The following is an 18,922-nucleotide window of genomic DNA, read 5'->3' on the forward strand; positions in this document are numbered from 1 at the left end:
CTACAAAAACTAATTTATCTTCTTATTTCCAGTTTCTGCTTGCAATTCGGGTTTTTTTACTCAATTGATTTTAAAGACTCTACCATATTCACTTGATCAAGAATATGACGCATCGCCAAATTGATAATAATTGTAAAGCCCACTGTCATACCAAACGCAATTAAATAGATATAAAGCGGCATTGTACGAATAAATAACATATTATCCATTTCTACCGTCAATACAACAAATCGATGAAGGAAATAACCAAAGAACATACCAAGTGATGCACCAATCAAAGAAAGAATGATATTCTCTCTAAAGATATAGTCACAATATTCTTTACGATGGAATCCTAATACCTTGATTGTTGCGATTTCACCTTTACGTTCGCCAATGTTGATGTTCGTTAAATTATAAAGAACAATAAAACAAAGTAAGGCAGCACATCCTGATAAGATGGCAACAATAATATTTAATGAAGACATTCTTTGCTGGAATTCATCAAGTGTTGCAGTGAGTCGTTCCATACTACCAATATCATGATGATCAAGATAGTTCTTCAAGGCGTTGATATTTGATTTCTTTGTATTCATATCTACATAAAGTATAGAAGCAGATGGTTTCATACCAGTCAGATTTTCATAGAAAGTCTTACTCATATAGACTTGATGATTGACATAGTGTTCTACGATATCTGCCACCTTGACTGTGTATTTACTATTATTAAGAGAGAAAGTAAATGTTTCTCCTTTTTTCACATTCAGCTTTTCCGCAAGCTTCTGTGAGATAACAACACCCTCATCATTTAAGATAATCTTCTTTTTTGTTTTATAATCCTTAAAGTGAATAAAATTCTTAATTTCATCCGCATTGTCATACACAATCATCGTACTATAATAATCTTCACTATTGCCTAGTACTGTAATGTTTTGACGCATAGCACTCGTTAAATTATGAATACCTTCTAGACGCTTGATCTTATTTTCAATCTTTTTTGTATCTTCTACATTACTATTAAGTTTAATAAGTGCATCATATTTATATACTTCTACATATTGTGAAGGAATGATTTCAGAACAGCTGTTCTTAACACCAAATCCCAACATGATTAACGCCGTACATCCCGCAATACCAATGACAGACATCCAGAAACGTTTTTTATAACGGAATAAGTTTCTCATAGTCACCTTCTGATTGAAGTTCAATCGTTTCCAGATAAAAGGTATACGTTCCATCAGTATTCTTTTACCTGCCTTAGGTGCTTTAGGACGCATCAAGACAGATGGTGTAGAAACAAGTTCCTGTAAACAGACACTTAATGTTGCAAGTAATGTAACACCAACAGAAATAAGTATAGTTACAAGTGAAATAGACCATTTCTGTACCAGTACTGCTGATTGATTAATGCCATACATTAAATATGTGAATAAGAAATAGATAATACGAGGGAATGCCTGATTACCTACTAATATGCCTAAGATACAGGCAAAGAATGTTGCTAGAAAAGCATAGACAATATATTGCATTATAACATCCTTTTTACTATATCCTAGTGCACGAAGTGTTCCACAATAGCCTCTTTGTTCTTCTATCATACGTGTCATAGTTGTAAGAGAAACTAAAGCAGCTACTAAGAAGAAGATGAGTGGGAATACTTGTGCAATAGATGCAATGGCCTGTTTATAGGATTCATAAGTCGCAATACCGACATTTTCACTTTTAGTAAGTGAATATAGAGTGCCTTTGGGAATCTGACTTAATTGTGATTCTGCTTGTTCTATTTGTGCTTTTGCCTGATCTAGCTGCTCTTTTGCTGTGTTGAGCTGAACCTTCGCATTATTCTCTGTGACTTCAAGTTTACTTTGCTGGATATTAAGTTCTGCTTCAGCTTCATCTAATTGTGATTGGGCTTTTTCTAATTGTATACGCCCTTCTAGTAATTGGCCTACGCCTTGAAGTTTCTGATTAAACTGACCCAAACTTTCATTCATCTCAGTAAGTATCTTTGTATAAGCATCCTCTGCTGATTCTTTATCCTTAATACTACCTAGAGTATCTTTAATAGAGTTCTGAAGTGTTTTGATTTCCTGATCTATTTTTTTAGTTTCATTATAAGCCTGCTGTGAGGCTTGAGTAACCTGTGAGGCTTTCTTTAAATAGACCTTCTTTTGTTCATAGAATTGAATACGTGCTTGAGCTAACTTCACCTTTCCTTCAGATATCTGTGAATTAAAAGAATCTAGATTACGCTTATATTCCTGATAACCTTCTTCATATTGTTTCTTTGCATCATCTAACTGTGATTGCATATCTCCTGTTAATTGATCATATTGATCACTTATTTCTTCAGATAATGTACTCTTGATACGTGTATTTACTGTTTCAATCATATCATCATAATCAGAACTAAATAAATCATACTTCTTGGCACCTTCTACATCTACAAGTAAAGAGGTATAAAGATGATCATTGTTTCTTAACTGAGCCACCTTCTGGTTCAATCCAAGTTCTCTTGCCCCATCATTTAATACTTCCACAAATCCACTATTGGTTCCATCACCTAGTGTATTGGTGCCTCTATCTACATTACTGATATATCGTGGATCTTTCACAATACCTACAATCTTATATGTCTTAGTCCCATTATCATTAGAAAGTTCAATCGTATGACCAATTTTGTAATTGTATTTACCTAGATTGACATCAATAATACATTCATCTTCTTTTTTAGGATAACGTCCTTTTACTATTTCAGGACGATCCAGCATATTTTGATCATAGTGATCCTGTGAATAAACAGTGACACCTGATTTACCATCCTTATGTGAAAATAAAGCATCAAACTGATAACATGGTACAACCTTCTTCACACCCTTAAGGCTTCTTACCTTTGCGACATCTTCATCAGAAAAGCCAAGTGTCGCAATATAAGTAAGATCGGCATAATTATGATTATTGAGATATGTATCTACACTTGAAGCCATTGTATAAGGGGTATTTCTTAATCCTGAAAAGACTGCAGCACCTAAGAATATAATCATGAAGATGGAAAAGAAACGTCCTTTAGACTGACTGATGTTCTTAAAGACAGTTTTCCAATAGAATTTCTTTTTTACCATTCAATATTATCGATGGATTCAGGATGTTCATTATATTCCTGTCTTTCCACTTTTCCATTCTTAAGATGTATGACTTGATCAGCCATTGGGGCAAGGGCTGAGTTATGTGTAATAACAATTACAGTCATTCCATAGTTATCACACATACTTCTTAATAAACCAAGAATTGATTTACCTGTTTGATAATCAAGTGCACCTGTTGGTTCATCACATAATAATAGTTTAGGATTCTTTGCAATAGCACGGGCTATGGCTACACGCTGTTGTTCTCCACCTGATAACTGTGCTGGGAAGTTATCTTTACGGTCTCCAAGACCAACACGTTCTAGAATATCTACTGAATTAAGTGGATCCTTAGAAATCTGAGAAGCAAGTTCTACATTTTCTAATGCTGTTAAGTTCTGTACAAGATTATAAAACTGGAATACAAAGCCAATATCATCTCTTCTATAATCTGTTAATTGTTTATCATCATAAGTCGCAATATTATGACCATCTACAACAATAGTGCCACTTGTAGGTGTATCCATGCCACCAAGCATATTTAATATAGTTGTTTTACCAGCTCCAGAGGCACCTACAATAACTGTGAATTCACCTTTATTTACTTTAAAATTCACACCATTATTTGCATAAATAGTGACATCTCCCATTGTATAGCTTTTCACAACATTCTTTAGTTCAATAAATGCATCCATACACTTAACCTCCTAACATTATTGTAAGTGATACCATTTTTATCTTCAAGCACAAAAAAAAGACATGCATAAGCACGTCTATTCTTCGATCTTCTTAAGCTGAATTAATTCCAAATCAATAGGAGTAAGGTTACCTAAGAAATCAACAAGTACTGTTGCTGTTTCTTTTTCTTTATCGATAGATTCTACTTTACCACTCTTAGCTGCAAATGGTCCAGCAAGAACTTCTACATAATCACCTACACCAAAATCAATTTCTACAGCTGTAGTCTGTACACCCATTGACTTTAAGATTGGATCTAATTCTCTCTTATTTACTGGGAAAGGTTTAGCCCCTCCACCAGATGATCCGATGAATCCTGTAACACCTGGTGTATTACGAACAATATACCAAGCTTCATCAGTCATGATCATTTCTACAAGAACATAACCAGGGAACATATTTACTGTCTTGTTCACTTTCTTACCGTTCTTGATTTCTGTTTCAACATGTTCTGGAATCACAATATTGAAAAGGATATTCTGAAGTCCCATTGATTCAACACGTTTTTCAAGATTTTCTTTTACTTTATTTTCATGACCTGAATATGTATTAACAACATACCATTGTCTTCCTTCATTATTGGAATCATGAGTTTCTTCAGTATTTTCTACTTTAGTTTCTAATTCTTCTGCCATATTAACTTAACCCCAATGTCTTTAAAATTAATGCAATTAATGCATCTGCGCCATAGAAATAAACACCTAGAATTACTGTAAATGCAAGTACTACAAATGCATCACGAGCTAATTCTTTCTTTGTTAACCAATGAACATTTTTAATTTCCTGACGAATACCTTTTAGAGAAAACCATTCTTTAAATTTTAATGGATTCTTATCTTCTTGTTCTTCTAAACGTCTTTGACGTTCTAATTTTTTTGCTTTTCTAAGCTCCTTGCGTTCCTGCTTAAGCTTTTCTTTTCTAGCCTTATCATCCATGGATGCAGCCTCCTTATTTCGATTCTCTATGTATCGTATGCTTACCGCATTTCTTGCAGTACTTACGTAATTCTAAACGTTTTACATTTGTTCTGTTATTCTTATAAACTGAATAATTACGTGATAAGCATTCCGTGCATACTAAGATTACCTTTTCTCTCATCTTATCACTCCTTAACCTAAATTAATTTATCATAAATACACAATATCGTCAATTGATAATTAAGAACTCCCCTAATGGATGTGCTCTTAATTTAGTCATTACACGATAAACACTGTTATAAACACACTTTATTGAAATATTAAGCATCAGTGCCACCTCTTTTTCAGGATATCCTAATAAAACAAGATGAAAGATCTTTTGATCTCTTTCTGATGTCTCATTCTGGATAATCGCATAAATAAGTTCCCAGATTTTTTCTAGATTCTGTGCCTTTTGTGGAGAGTACTCCACTTTTTGATCTGCAATCAATTCACCATAAGTGCGTGAATCTTCATAGTTCACAATCTTATCTAGAGAAACAGATTTCTTTTCATAACGAGTAAAGAAAGTATATTGTTTCTTGAGTAATGATTGCATCTTTTTAATAATACAGCTTTTCGCATATACATCAAATGTAGTATCCAAGTCATCACGATAGCTCCAGAATACTTTATCGAAGGTAATCAATCCTACCTGCAATAAATCCTGTGGTTCTAGAGACATAGATGAGATATACTTCATCTTTCTCATCACTGCTTTGACTAAAGCATCATAATAACTATAAAGATATTGTAATGCGACAGGATCATTAGATCTTGCTAAATAAATCAGTTCCTTTAATGTACGATCATCCATAGATCATCCTCCTCTTAGAGAGGATGACGTGAGTTATATACCTGATAAAGTAATACGGCAGTAGCTACAGAGGCATTGAGTGAATTGACATGACCTACCATTGGTAGAATGACATTCATATCACAATGTTCTTTTACTAAACGAGAAATACCAAATCCTTCTGATCCAATCACAAGAACTAGTGGCATATTGTAATCTACAGCACGATAATCTGTAGAGTTATCTAATTCACAACCTACTACCCAGAATCCTTCTTTCTTTAAAGAATCTAGAGTACGAGATAAGTTAGTTACCTGAGCCACAGGAACATGGTCAATAGCGCCAGTTGATACCTTTGCAACCGTCGCATTTAAACCAACAGAACGCTTCTTGCCAATAATAACACCATCTACACCAATTGCATCACATGTACGAATAATAGCCCCTAGGTTGTGAGGATCTTCCATACCATCAAGCATTAATAAGAGTGGCTGTTTCCCTTCTGGAATGTTACGTACGATATCTTCTAAAGGTGTATAGTCATAACCATCAATTAAAGCCATTACACCTTGATGGTTTACATTCCCTACAAGTTTAATAAAGCCATTTTTATCCGTCATCCTCATTTTTATATTATTCTTGCGACACAACTTCACAATATCATCATTCTTTGACTGGTTCAGAATCATAACTTCATAAACCGGTCTAGGTCCTGTTAATAGTTCTCTGACGGTGTTTTTACCATAAATCCATTCTTTCACTTTGTCACTTCCTCTTCTTCCACATATTTCTTAAATAATTCAAATATTTCATCTAATCTTTCTGTCTGCTTAGTGAGATAAAGATGTCCAACCATTGATTCAAAACCAGAAGACTGGTTATGAACAACAACTGATTTATTCTTAACTGAATGTCCTTTGCAATTACGTCCGCGTTTGAATAAACGTACTTCTTCTTCAGTAAAGAAGTTTTTAGAGAGGGCATATTTCATAAAACCTGCATGGGCATAAGCACTGACATATTTAACAGAAGCTCTTTGTAATTCATGAGGCTTCATAATTCCCTTCTCTGTGAGTAAATATTCACGGACATATACTTCAAAGACTGCATCACCTAAATAAGCAACAGCGAGCGCATTCATTAGCTCTGGACGCATTATAGAATGCCTCTTTCAGTTAATTCTTTTCTAACACGGTCTGCTTCATCAAAGTTCTTTTCTTTCTTGTAAGCATTCCATTGTTCATATAAAGCAATATCTTCTTCAGATAATTTAGTACCTTCAAATAAGAAGCCTAAAACATCCCCCATCTTAACAAGAGTTGCATATTCAGTCGCAATGACATCATTGTCTTTTTCTCTCACACGCATCACCTGATTAAGTACTTTTACCTGATCTAATACTTGTGTTAATGCAAGAGATGTATTTAAATCATCTTCTAATGCATTGACCATTGCATCCACAGTTTCCTTCTTATAATCATGAGCAGGAACATGATTCACCTGTAAATATAAAGATGCATTCTTAGTCGCATTTTCTACTTTAGATACTTCTTTACGTACGCCTGCAATGACATCATCTGTCATATTTAATGGATTACGATAGTGAGTAGATAACATCAACCATTTGAATACATTGCATCCAAATTCTACAATTAAATCCTTAGCCCATAATACATTACCTAAAGACTTAGACATCTTTTCACCATCGATATTGATCATCTGGTTATGCATCCAATAGTTGGCGATAGGATGTCCATTATAAGCCATGGACTGAGCAATTTCATTTTCATGATGAGGGAACTTTAAATCCTGTCCTCCACCATGGATATCAATCTTACCATCTTTGAATAGCTTATTAATCATGACAACACATTCAGTATGCCATCCTGGTCTACCTTTTGACCAAGGTGTATCAAACTGAATACCTTCATTTGTTTTCTTCCATAATGCGAAGTCAGTTGTACTTTCTTTCTTCTTGTCATCTTCAGATAGAGTACGATCACTTGCACCCGCAATCAAATCTTCTACCTTAATACCTGATAACATACCATATTCTTTAACCTTAGTAACACGGAAATAAACATCTCCATCTACTTCATAAGCATAACCCTTATCAATTAGTGCCTGGATGAAATCAATGATTTCAGGCATAGTTTCAGTGACTCTTGGTTTATATGTAGGATCTTCAATGTTTAATCCTGCTCTGACATCTTCATATGCTTTGATATATTTATCAGTTAATTCTTTTTCTGTAATACCTTCTGCTTTAGCGGCTTTGATGATCTTATCATCTACATCAGTATAGTTAGATACAAAAGTCACATCATTACCTAAATATTCAAAAGTACGTCTTAATACATCAAACACAATCATTGGGCGTGTATTCCCAATATGAGCATGGTTATAAACTGTAGGACCACAAATATAGATAGAAACTTTACCTTCTTCAATAGGCTTAAATTCTTCTTTTTTGTTTGTTAATGTGTTAAATAGTCTCATAACATCCTCCTCAAATAAAAAAAGCTCATGATAAAGACGATCCACCTTACCATAGCTTTTCACTCTTAACGCAAGTCAAACGTTCTTTCTTTCAAAAAGACTCAGATGGGTGCATCCTAGAACCTCCCACTAGATGCTTTCACCACTTCATCCTCGCTGTAAGCTTCTTGTTCTATTCATTCTCATCTATAATTTATTTCACTATATCAAATTATCGCCTATTCTTCAAGACAAACGCCGTTCTTATTTCTTTGTATCAGTTAATTTTTTTGAAAGCTTATCTAAACCTTTGGATGTAAGAGAAAGACTTTTGGCTCCAAAGTCTTTCAAATCATTCATACCATCCTTGAATTCTTCTGTCTCTGTGACCTTTTTTATACCTTCTTTCGCTTTCTTATAAGTGTCTGATTCAGAAATAGTGGTTGCTGCCTCTTTCGCACGATTAACACATTTATTAACGTTCTCTTCTCTTAATATTTCTTCTGTATTCTCTTTTACCTTCTGAATACCTTTTTGTACTTCTTCACTTTCAGCAAACTCTTTGACTTTATCTAATATACTCATAATATCATCTCCTAAGCAAAAAGATGGAGGAAACTCCCCCATCTTTGTATTAACCAAGTAATGAACCAAATACTCTTAAGTATTCATCAGCTGAACGGTCCCAGTCTAATTTTTCAGTCATAGCACGATAAATTAAACCATTCCATTGATCTTTATCATCATAGTAGATATGTAATGCATAATCGATAGTGTCCATCATTTCATGAGCATTATAATTAGCAAAACTGAATCCAGTACCAGTACCATCAAATTCATTGAATGGCTGAACACTGTCTTTTAATCCACCAGTTTCTCTAACGATAGGAATTGTACCATAACGTAAAGACATCATCTGAGATAATCCGCATGGTTCAAATAATGAAGGCATTAAGAACATATCACAGCCTGCATAAATACGACAAGATAAACCAAAATCATATTTTAACTGTAATGAAATCTTTGGATTACCAAAACCAGCAATTTCTTCTAATGGTTCTTCATATTTCTTATCACCAGCACCAAGAATTAATAACTGAACCTTTCTCTGTAAGATTTCTTCCATACGATTAAGGATCAAGTCTAAACCCTTCTGCCATGTTAATCTAGTTACAATACCAATAAGTGCAACATCAGGATCCTGTGGCAATCCTACCTCAGCCTGTAATGCAAGCTTATCCTTCACCTTTTCAGTATAAACGCTATTAGCGTTGAAATGGTAAGGAATATTTGGATCTGTTTCTGGGTTATTTGTATCATAATCGATACCATTCAAAATACCATAAAGATCATCTTTACGCATAGCAAGGATACTCTGTAATCCTTCACCATAAGCATCTGTTAGAATCTCCTTGGCATAAGTTGGAGAAACAGTTGTAATTGCATCTGAATAAAGAATAGCTGCTTTCATCATGTTCATGCAATCATCATTACGTACATTACCGTTGTAATATAAGTAGTTATCTAAACCGAATAGATCATTCAATAAGAATGGATCACATTTACCCTGATAAGCGATATTATGGATTGTGAATGTAATCTTCACATTACCATAGAAATCATAATAGCAATATCTTTCTTTGTATAAAGGCGCAATCATAGCAGTCTGCCAGTCATGTAATGACAAGATATCTGGCATGATATTTAAACGAGATAAGCATTCAAGAACTGCAAAGTCATAAAATGCAAATCTTTCATAATCATCATCATACCCATATAAACCAGGTCTTCTAAAATATTGTTCATTATCCACAAAGAAATAAGTCACACCATCATATACTGCCTTAAAGACACCACAATAGCATCTTCTCCATCCTACCCATAAATAGAAGTTAGTCACATATTCTAAAGTTTCTGGAAACTTGATATCCTGATACTTAGGAAGAATGACATAACATTCATGACCTTTCTTCACAAGTTCTTTTGGTAAAGAACCGATAACGTCAGCGAGCCCTCCAGATTTAATATAAGGAAGTGCTTCACCAGCAGCAAAAACGATTCTCATTAGACAATGTCACCTTCTTTGACATACAATGGATCACTTGCATCGCCAATAAGTTCTTTTACATGTTTTACCTTAGCATCTTTATCCATAATAACATTTTCAAGATGAGCACCTGCTTCTACTGAAGAACCACTAAATAGGATAGAGTTCTTAACAACAGCGCCTTTACCAATCTTAACATTACGTCCTAAGATACTATTTTCTACAGTTCCATCAACAAATACACCGTTCGCAATATAAGAGCTCTTTACTTCAGCATCCTTCAGATACTTTGAAGGTGGTGTATCGTTAGTATTTGTGAAAATTGGCCAGTTAGACTTGAATGCCTGAGTTGATACATCGATATCAAGGAATTCAAGAGATGTCTTGAAGTAAGCTGCATATGAATCAATGCATTTTGCGAATCCTTTATATTCATAAGCGTTGATCTTCATTTCATCTTTTAAATAATTTAAAGTATCTCTTAAATCGTAGAATACAGATACTTTCTGTGCTTTATAAAGCATCTTGATTAATGCTTTTCTATTAATTACATAAGTTTCAAGTGAGATTGAACGATCCTTGCGATTACCTTTATTTAATTCAAAATCAACAACCTGCTTGTCCTTAATCTTTAAGAAATCAGAACCGATAAATGCTTCATTCGCATTCTTAATTTTCTTATATACTACAGTCACATCACAACCAGATTTTTCATGTGCTTCTACAACATCAGAGAAATCCATAGTAGTAATGATATGTGCTGGAGAAATAACAACATAATCTTCAGTTGATTTTTCTAAGAATGCAATATTTTCTAACATATTGTTGATGTCATGGTTGTACATGTTACTGTTTGCATATTTTTCATCATATAATAATGAAATACCACCTCTTTTAGAGTTAAAGTTCCATGCATTACCAGAACCAATATGTTTCAATAATGATCTTGGTTTTTCTTTTACTAAAATACCAACTTTATCAATACGAGAGTTTGAAAAGTTAGATAATACGAAGTCAATAACACCATAACGACCCAAGAAGCTAACTGAAGCAACTGGACGTCTTTCTGTTAATCCTTTCAAAGATACATCACTGTGTAAATTGATTAATCCTACTACATTTGCCATTTGCTCTTCACTCCTTATCTGCCATTGTCACTTACTAAAGCGACTTCTTTTGCTTCATCATTCACAACTGTTCCAGCTTTAACTACAACGCCTTCATCAATAATTGCTTTCTTGACAACAGCGCCTTCTTCAATAAGAACACCAGGCATTAATACTGAATCAATAACCTTAGCACCTTCACCTACGTTAACATTATTGAATAAAACAGATCCTTCAACTTCACCATTAACAACACATCCCTGTGTAACTAATGAATTCTTTACACTTGCATCTTTACCAATTAACTGTGGTTTACCAAGTGTATCTTCTGAATAGATCTTCCAATCTTTCTTGATGTTATAAAGATCAAGTTCTTTATCATCAAGAAGGTCCATATTTGCCTGCCATAAGCTTTCAACAGTTCCTACATCTTTCCAATAGCCATCAAAAGTCCAAGCATATAACTTCTTCTTATCTGCAAGCATGGCAGGAATAATATTCATACCAAAGTCATGCTTACTGTTTTCATCTGCTGCATCAGCAATTAAGTATTTACGTAATTCTTTATAACTGAAGATATAAATACCCATTGAAGCCAATGTAGATTTTGGTTTTTCTGGTTTTTCTTCGAATTCATAAATATAGCCTTTATCATCTGTATTCATGATACCAAAACGGCTTGCTTCTTTTAATGAAACATTTAGTACAGCAACAGTTAAATCTGCACCTTTTTCTTTATGCACATTCAACATTTCTTCATAATCCATCTTATAAATATGGTCACCAGATAAGATTAATACATATTCTGGATCATACTGATCTAAGAAGCTAATATTCTGATAAATTGCATCAGCAGTACCTGCATACCAAGTAGCACCTACTTCTCCTCTTTCACGTGCTGGTAAAATTGCAGCAAGTGAGTTATTACCATCAAGACCCCATTTAGTACCAGAACCAACATAAGTTCCTAGTAGTACTGATTCATACTGTGTTAAAACACCTACTACATCAATACCTGAATTGGCACAGTTACTTAGTGGGAAGTCGATAATACGATATTTACCACCAAAGTAGACAGCAGGTTTAGCAACTTTCGCAGTTAATTCTTTTAATCTTGTTCCACGGCCACCGGCTAGGATCATAGCAACGATTTCTTTACCCATTTCTCTATCTCCTCCTAAAAAATGTAATCGCTTTCTTTTGGATAAATCTATTCTATCACAATTGTTGCAATTATGATAGTTATAAGATCCAATTTCCTCAAATTACTAAAATCATTATACAACACATCTATTACATTTTAAATATAAAAAGTCAGACTTACGTGTAAGTCTGACTTAATAGTTCTGTTTAAGATATTTTCTTACCGAAGAAATAAAATGAAGTGAACCTGTAATAACAAGCTGATCATGCTTAAGTAATGCGACTTTAATAGCTTCTGCAAAATGTGGGACTACAGTTACAGAACTAAAGCTGCGATAACCATCTAGATCAGATGCACGTTCATCATTAAATGATGTCAAATAAATTGGATAACCTGCTTCATCGATCAGTTCAATCATTTCATCTACATCCTTATCCTTTAAACCTGAAAAGATAAAGACTGTATCTTCAGTACGGACATACTGCACTGTACTTAGTAACGCTTTAATACCATCCGTATTATGCGCACCGTCAAGAATAACTTGATGTCCTGCTACAGTCATCATTTCAAAACGACCATACCATACAGCACTTTCTATCGCCTTTTCAGTTGTTTCTGAATCTAAAGTAATAAGTTTATTCGCAATAGTAAGAGCTAAACGTGCATTCGCAATCTGATAAATTCCCTGATTCTTTAAAGTAAAGGCCATATCACGATAACGGAAATGGAATGGATAACGTGATACCTGATATTCAGGTACAACAACCATTGTCGCACCCATTGCATCACATTGTTCCTGTAATCTTGCAAGTACTGTTCCTTCTACTTCACTTGTAATAAAGTATTGTCCTTCTTTAATGATTCCCATCTTTTCATTAATGACATCATAAAGACTAGGACCAATCTGATCTAAGTGGTCATTCCCAATATTAGTGATTGCACTAATAATTGGCTGAATGACATTTGTCTTATCATTGGCACCACCAATACCACATTCAATAATACGATAATCTAAGTCATGAGTAGAGAAATAATCTAGCATGATTAAAACATCAATTTCAAACATAGATAGATTCTTTTCTTCAATGACTGATTCATATTTATTAATCAGTGCAAGTAAATCTTCATCACTAATAGGATGATCATCAATACGAATACGATCATTATGCTTAATCATATAAGGAGAAGTAAATGTTCCTACATGATATCCATGCGCATTTAAAATACTTCTTAGATAGTTCACTGTAGAGCCTTTTCCATTTGTACCTGCAATATGAATCATATTCTTCTGTTTTGTATCAATGCCTAATTCTTCTAGAATTCTTCTAAATGATTCAATTGTATTCTTATGTCTCTTAGATTCAATATATGCGATTGCTTTATCTATATTTCTAAACATTAATCAATCCTCCAATCTATTGGTTCTATCCCTTGACTAACAAGAAATTCATTAGTACGAGAAAATGGCTTAGAGCCAAAGAAACCACGATGAGCACTCAAAGGAGATGGATGCGCACTTGTAATGACACAATGTTTATTTGTATCAATCATACTGGCTTTGTTTTCTGCCTGACGTCCCCATAAAATAAACACAACAGGCTTTTCACGTTTATTCATCTCTTCAATAATATGATCAGTAAAGATTTCCCAGCCTTTACCCTTATGAGAATTTGCATATCCTTCCTGTACTGTTAAGACAGTATTTAAAAGAAGAACACCCTGCTTTGCCCATGCTGTCAAATCACCATGATTTGGTATATCAATACCTACATCATCATGAGCTTCTTTATAAATATTCACAAGTGAAGGTGGTATGCGTACGCCTTTATTCACACTAAAAGCTAAACCATTGGCTTGATGTAATTCATGATAAGGATCCTGACCTATAATAACAACCTTTATATCTTCATAATCACAGAAATTAAATGCATGCAATATATGATTATGAGGAGGAAATATTGTTTTAGAAGCATATTCTGCTTCTACAAATTTATGTAATGCTTGATAGTAAGGCTGTTTGGCTTCATTTTCAATAATAGATTTAAATGTCTTCATGAAAAATAAACTTCTTAATTAATTCTGCGACTACACCTTCATTATTATCTGCATGCGTTGTGTAGTCACATGCTTTTTTAACATCTTCAACTGCATTACCTGCAGCGACAGCTAAACCTGCTTTTTTAAGCATTGCCATATCATTATAGTTATCTCCAACCGCAATAGTTTCTTCTATCTTGATACCTAATTGATCTGCAAGATGCTGGAGTCCTACTCCTTTATCTACGCCTTCCTTATTGAATTCCATATAACGGTTAGAAGAATAGCTTACTGAACATCCTTTAGTAATGTCTGCCATTTTTGGTTCTAAGCTCATTAAATAAGGCACATCCACATTCTGATATAAAATCTTTGCGATAGTGGCATCCTTTAAGAAATCAACACTATTTTCTTTTGGATAAACAACTTCAAGCTTTTGGTGCTTAATTCTTTCTGCTTCAGATTCACTTAAGTTATATACATAAAGTGTATCATTTGTATAAACATGTATGCAGACATCCTGTTTTAAACCAAATTCAAAGATTTCCTTCATCTTATCAAATCCTAAGCCATTGAATTCAATAATACGATTATCTTTATTCTCAGTTAAAGCAGCACCGTTAAAGCTTAAAACATATTCTCCTTCCATATCTTTTAAACCTAACTGTGTAAGTTCAGGCAAGATCTGCATATAACCTCTTCCTGTTGCTGGCACAAACTTCACACCACGTTCCTTCACTGCTTTTTGAATCCAATAAATATTACTTTCTGGTACAACATGGTCATCGTTTAATAAAGTTTCATCTAAATCACTTGCAATTAATTTATATTCCATCTCTTATGCCCCCTTTAATACAAATGTTTCTATTACTTCTTTCACTGCACCTTCATCAAAATTCTTTTCACAGACATAATCACTGATTTCTTTAATATCATCATGAGCACAGCTCACACAGGCTCCTAGTCCTGCTTCCTTGATCATTGACACATCATTATAATTATCGCCAATCGCAATTGTATCATTAATATCAATATTCAAATAATCTGCAAGCCACTTTAAACCTACACCCTTATTAATACCAATCGCATTACATTCTAGATAACGTTCAGAAGAGAAAGTGAGTTCTACTTGGTCTCCAATATCCTGATACATCTCATCACGTAATTCCTTCAAATAATTCATATCTCTCTTTACCAAAAGAATCTTTGCGATAGATTCATTTTTTAAGAATTCAATCTCATGATCATATATCACCTTCATTGGCGTTTTCTGTTCAATCTTTCTATTTACTTCAAATTCATCTGGATTATAAATATAACAGCAGTCTAATGTGAAAACGAGCATGCAAAGATTTTCTTTACATCCATAATCAAAACATTTCCTTAATAATTTATAATCAAGCCCCTGGAAATGAAGAATCTTAAAGTCTTTATTCTCTATTACAAGACCACCATTAAAACAAATAGAATATTCACCAGGCATATCATATGTACCAATTTCTTTAAGAATATCCCCAATCATTCTATGAGATCGTCCCGTTGCAATTACAAAACGCAAACCATGCTTTTTAGCCTCATGTATTGCCTCCTGATTAAATACAGGGACATGCTGACCTATAAGAAGTGTTTCATCTAAATCCGATAGCATCATTTGATACATAATTATTTTCCTCCATATAAATAAGACATAAAGACTGGTACTCTATTTCTCCAGCAGGCTTCACTATGTACATCATGTTCAAAGACACGATACATATAGTCAATTCCTTTTTGTCTTATTAAATATTCCATTTCATTATTAGACCATAAATAATCCTGACTTAAAGAATCATCATCATAACCTTCTTTACCACCTACATCAAAATAGAAACGTTCAATTCCACTTAGGTCACTTGTCTTCACTAAATCAATAAATTCCTTTTGATAGAGCCAATAAGCAGTTGAAACTGCAGCACCTTTATGAAATACATTTGGATGCTTCATACAGGCATACGCTGTAATAATACCACCAGAAGAACTTCCTACCATAGCAGTATTATCTTTAATAGTTCGAAAGCGGCGATCTATAGAGGGCTTCAAATCATGAATCAGCCACTGACAATAGTCTTCTCCTGTACCTTTAATTATCTCATGAGAATCATCACGCATTAATGTACCACTTTCAACATCCCATGGCCCATACTCACTTGCACGACCATATTCACTAAAGACACAGGGAATAGCCACAACTATGACCTTCATCCCACTTCTTTTTAAATAATCCTCCATACCCCAGCTGACACCAATATAAGCCTGGTCATCAAAAAAGGCATTCTGACCATCATTCATATAAAGAACAGGATATCTCTCTTCACTTTGATAATAATCATCAGGAAGATATACAATTATATTTTTATTTCTACATTTATTATAAATCTTTTGAAACATATAATCTCCTTACAAAAACAAATAAGCCTCATGCTTATTTATTTTCTGGAAGAATAATGACTTCTTCACCATTTTTAGAAAATATATAATGACTACGTGCATAACGTACTACATAATCACTATCATTTAAACTATTTACTTCTTTTGAAAGTTTTGCTTTTTCTTTCTTTAATTCATTCTCTTGTACAACAAGTTTCTGATAAGTGACCTTTTCAGCCTGGATATGCTGTACTTTTGCGATTAAAGTATAAATAAGAAATACAGAAATTATAAGAAAGACAATTCCATATATGTTACCCATTTTTCTTTTCTTTTTAGCCATTCGAGTCAACTCCTTAACTACTCGCATTATACCATTATTCTGCTATTAAAAAAAGAACCTTACAAAAGGCTCTTAGTAAATAGTTTCTTCTTCTACTTTTTCTTCTTTAATAATTTCATAAAGAGAAGATGCTTCATCCTTTAATACATGGTCTTTAAGCATCAATACTTTCAATGTTAAAATAGTACGTCCAAAGCTAACTTCTATTTCATCCCCAATTTTCAATTTAGTAGCAGGTTTAGCTACTTTACCATTTACTTTAACACGTGATGCTTCACTTATTTCTTTAGATAATGTTCTTCTCTTAATAATACGTGATAACTTTAAAAATTTATCTAATCTCATTATTTATCCTCTTCAAATAATCCATTCGCAAATATAAAATCAATATCTTCTTTCTTAAAGAAGTCATACTGTTCTTTTTCTTTAATTGTCCAGGCACCTATTTTAATATGTCTACTTTTTAAATCTACTATTTCTTCATGTGTTAAATAAGAATAACGACTATGAATACCATCTAAATGATGATCAATCACCTGCTGTTTACACTTCTTATAACCTCTTAGTACAATTAAAGCATAATAAGAATCAGGCATTAAAGCACGCATATTTAATAATCTTTCTAGACTTGTAGAAGAAAAATAAATACGATCTGTCATATGATGTTTCATAATCACATCTCTTAGTTTTTCTTCAAGACCACTAGATACAGTATCCTTGATTTCTATATTCAATAATTTATCGGTAGAATCAAGTAATGTCAAGAGAGAATCAAGCGTAGGAATCTGTTCTGTGATATCCATCTTATTATTATAATTATATTGACGTGCTTCTTTAAATGTCATATTTCTTAAAACACCTTTACCATTACTTGTACGATTGATCTTATCATCATGTAGTAACAGAAGTTCGCCATCTTTTGTCATCTGTACATCTGTTTCTATACCTTCAAATGAAGAATTTACTGCTTTTTCAAAAGCAGACATTGTGTTTTCTGGAAATAAATCACTATACCCTCTATGTGCTAATCTTTGCATTATAATCACCCTTTCTAACAAAAAAAGCCAGCGTTCAGGTCACTGGCATGAGGCAGTTGAAGAGAATCGGCAGGTGCTAATGTTCTCTTCCTACTCCATTATAACATCTTTCTGTAATAAAGATAGCCATAAAAGGTTAATTCTAAATTAAAGGATTTACGAGAAAACAAATTTATCTAAAGAAACGGCAGAAATCCCCATCTCAATATAAAACATAGGTGGGTAATGAATGCCGATGATGAATTTGTTTGAGAAATTTTGGAATAGTGAGAGTATAAAATATATGGGAAGCTTTTTTTTCCTAAATCTATAAAAAGGAGGCTAAATATATGTATCTTACAGTCAAACAGCAGGTAAAGCATCTGTCTAAGGAAGACTATCGTTCCATCAAGGAATTATGTCATATTGCAAAGAATCTTACTAATCAGGCAATCTATAATATCAGACAGCACTACTTTGCAGAAGGCAAGTATCTCAATTATGAGAAGAACTATGCACTTCTGAAGTCGTCTGATAACTATAGAACGCTTAATTCCAATATGGCACAGCAGATACTGAAGGAAGTAGATGGCTCATTTAAATCATTCTTTGGTCTTCTTAAAAAGGCAAAGCAGGGAAAGTATGCACTTAAGGACTGCAAACTTCCACGCTATCTTCCGAAGGATGGATATACTACACTTGTCATTGGATTTGTAAGACTTAAAGGGAATAAGCTCATACTTCCATATT

At 33.6% G+C, this 18,922-nt stretch carries 22 protein-coding genes; 1 reads left to right on the forward strand and 21 read right to left on the reverse strand.

Annotation, left to right across the window (positions count from 1 at the left end):
- Nucleotides 1-56: 56 nt before the first annotated feature.
- From DW269_RS08380 to DW269_RS08480, 21 genes are all read right to left on the reverse strand, one after another.
- Complete coding sequence (locus tag DW269_RS08380) at nt 57-3,101, reverse strand: FtsX-like permease family protein (protein ID WP_117459351.1); 3,045 nt, start codon at nt 3,099-3,101, stop codon at nt 57-59.
- Nucleotides 3,095-3,799, reverse strand: a complete 705-nt coding sequence (locus DW269_RS08385; protein WP_117459352.1) for an ABC transporter ATP-binding protein — start codon at nt 3,797-3,799, stop codon at nt 3,095-3,097. The genes DW269_RS08380 and DW269_RS08385 overlap by 7 nt, the downstream gene beginning before the upstream one ends.
- A gap of 78 nt (nt 3,800-3,877) precedes the next feature.
- Nucleotides 3,878-4,477, reverse strand: a complete 600-nt coding sequence (nusG, locus tag DW269_RS08390) for a transcription termination/antitermination protein NusG (RefSeq protein WP_022425226.1) — start codon at nt 4,475-4,477, stop codon at nt 3,878-3,880.
- A gap of 1 nt (nt 4,478) precedes the next feature.
- Nucleotides 4,479-4,778, reverse strand: coding sequence for a preprotein translocase subunit SecE (secE, locus tag DW269_RS12760; RefSeq protein WP_022425227.1), 300 nt, complete (start codon nt 4,776-4,778; stop codon nt 4,479-4,481).
- Nucleotides 4,779-4,791: 13 nt separating this feature from the next.
- A complete protein-coding gene (rpmG, locus tag DW269_RS08400; RefSeq protein WP_006505734.1) occupies nt 4,792-4,941 on the reverse strand; it encodes a 50S ribosomal protein L33 in 150 nt (49 codons plus the stop codon).
- A gap of 48 nt (nt 4,942-4,989) precedes the next feature.
- Nucleotides 4,990-5,616 (reverse strand): sigma-70 family RNA polymerase sigma factor, encoded by a 627-nt coding sequence (locus tag DW269_RS08405; protein ID WP_117459353.1) that lies wholly within the window; start codon nt 5,614-5,616, stop codon nt 4,990-4,992.
- Between the two features lie 14 nt (nt 5,617-5,630).
- The gene (rlmB, locus tag DW269_RS08410) at nt 5,631-6,356 is read right to left on the reverse strand and encodes a 23S rRNA (guanosine(2251)-2'-O)-methyltransferase RlmB (protein ID WP_117459354.1); all 726 of its coding nucleotides are present in this window, start codon (nt 6,354-6,356) and stop codon (nt 5,631-5,633) included.
- The gene (locus DW269_RS08415; RefSeq protein WP_117459355.1) at nt 6,353-6,751 is read right to left on the reverse strand and encodes a Mini-ribonuclease 3; all 399 of its coding nucleotides are present in this window, start codon (nt 6,749-6,751) and stop codon (nt 6,353-6,355) included. Before DW269_RS08415 ends, rlmB begins: the two co-directional genes overlap by 4 nt.
- The gene (gene cysS, locus DW269_RS08420) at nt 6,751-8,094 is read right to left on the reverse strand and encodes a cysteine--tRNA ligase (protein ID WP_117459356.1); all 1,344 of its coding nucleotides are present in this window, start codon (nt 8,092-8,094) and stop codon (nt 6,751-6,753) included. Before cysS ends, DW269_RS08415 begins: the two co-directional genes overlap by 1 nt.
- 243 nt (nt 8,095-8,337) lie before the next feature.
- Entirely contained in the window at nt 8,338-8,658 is a 321-nt protein-coding gene (locus DW269_RS08425) for a hypothetical protein (protein WP_117459357.1), read from the reverse strand.
- Between the two features lie 49 nt (nt 8,659-8,707).
- Nucleotides 8,708-10,138, reverse strand: a complete 1,431-nt coding sequence (glgA, locus tag DW269_RS08430; protein WP_117459358.1) for a glycogen synthase GlgA — start codon at nt 10,136-10,138, stop codon at nt 8,708-8,710.
- The gene (gene glgD / locus DW269_RS08435; RefSeq protein WP_117459359.1) at nt 10,138-11,247 is read right to left on the reverse strand and encodes a glucose-1-phosphate adenylyltransferase subunit GlgD; all 1,110 of its coding nucleotides are present in this window, start codon (nt 11,245-11,247) and stop codon (nt 10,138-10,140) included. Before glgD ends, glgA begins: the two co-directional genes overlap by 1 nt.
- Before the next feature lie 14 nt (nt 11,248-11,261).
- Nucleotides 11,262-12,389, reverse strand: coding sequence for a glucose-1-phosphate adenylyltransferase (locus DW269_RS08440; RefSeq protein WP_117459360.1), 1,128 nt, complete (start codon nt 12,387-12,389; stop codon nt 11,262-11,264).
- Between the two features lie 174 nt (nt 12,390-12,563).
- Complete coding sequence (locus DW269_RS08445) at nt 12,564-13,769, reverse strand: folylpolyglutamate synthase/dihydrofolate synthase family protein (RefSeq protein WP_117459361.1); 1,206 nt, start codon at nt 13,767-13,769, stop codon at nt 12,564-12,566.
- Nucleotides 13,769-14,425: a uracil-DNA glycosylase gene (locus DW269_RS08450; RefSeq protein ID WP_117459362.1), complete on the reverse strand. Its 657-nt coding sequence runs from the start codon at nt 14,423-14,425 to the stop codon at nt 13,769-13,771. The genes DW269_RS08445 and DW269_RS08450 overlap by 1 nt, the downstream gene beginning before the upstream one ends.
- The gene (locus tag DW269_RS08455; protein WP_117459363.1) at nt 14,412-15,242 is read right to left on the reverse strand and encodes a Cof-type HAD-IIB family hydrolase; all 831 of its coding nucleotides are present in this window, start codon (nt 15,240-15,242) and stop codon (nt 14,412-14,414) included. The genes DW269_RS08450 and DW269_RS08455 overlap by 14 nt, the downstream gene beginning before the upstream one ends.
- Nucleotides 15,243-15,245: 3 nt before the next feature.
- A complete protein-coding gene (locus DW269_RS08460; protein WP_117459364.1) occupies nt 15,246-16,067 on the reverse strand; it encodes an HAD family hydrolase in 822 nt (273 codons plus the stop codon).
- Between the two features lie 2 nt (nt 16,068-16,069).
- Nucleotides 16,070-16,834 (reverse strand): alpha/beta hydrolase, encoded by a 765-nt coding sequence (locus DW269_RS08465; RefSeq protein WP_117459365.1) that lies wholly within the window; start codon nt 16,832-16,834, stop codon nt 16,070-16,072.
- A gap of 34 nt (nt 16,835-16,868) precedes the next feature.
- Nucleotides 16,869-17,156: a septum formation initiator family protein gene (locus tag DW269_RS08470; protein WP_117459366.1), complete on the reverse strand. Its 288-nt coding sequence runs from the start codon at nt 17,154-17,156 to the stop codon at nt 16,869-16,871.
- A gap of 72 nt (nt 17,157-17,228) precedes the next feature.
- Nucleotides 17,229-17,501: an RNA-binding S4 domain-containing protein gene (locus DW269_RS08475; protein ID WP_117459367.1), complete on the reverse strand. Its 273-nt coding sequence runs from the start codon at nt 17,499-17,501 to the stop codon at nt 17,229-17,231.
- The gene (locus tag DW269_RS08480) at nt 17,501-18,193 is read right to left on the reverse strand and encodes a glycerophosphodiester phosphodiesterase family protein (protein WP_117459368.1); all 693 of its coding nucleotides are present in this window, start codon (nt 18,191-18,193) and stop codon (nt 17,501-17,503) included. The genes DW269_RS08475 and DW269_RS08480 overlap by 1 nt, the downstream gene beginning before the upstream one ends.
- A gap of 329 nt (nt 18,194-18,522) precedes the next feature.
- On the opposite strand from DW269_RS08480, the gene DW269_RS08485 reads away from it, so the two are divergent.
- A partial coding sequence (locus tag DW269_RS08485) for a hypothetical protein (RefSeq protein ID WP_199412131.1) occupies nt 18,523-18,922 on the forward strand: 400 nt, incomplete at its 3' end.

Origin of the sequence: Catenibacterium sp. AM22-6LB, assembly GCF_003435615.1 — a bacterium.
In the GTDB taxonomy this organism is placed as follows: Bacteria; Bacillota_I; Bacilli_A; order Erysipelotrichales; family Coprobacillaceae; genus Catenibacterium; species Catenibacterium mitsuoka_A.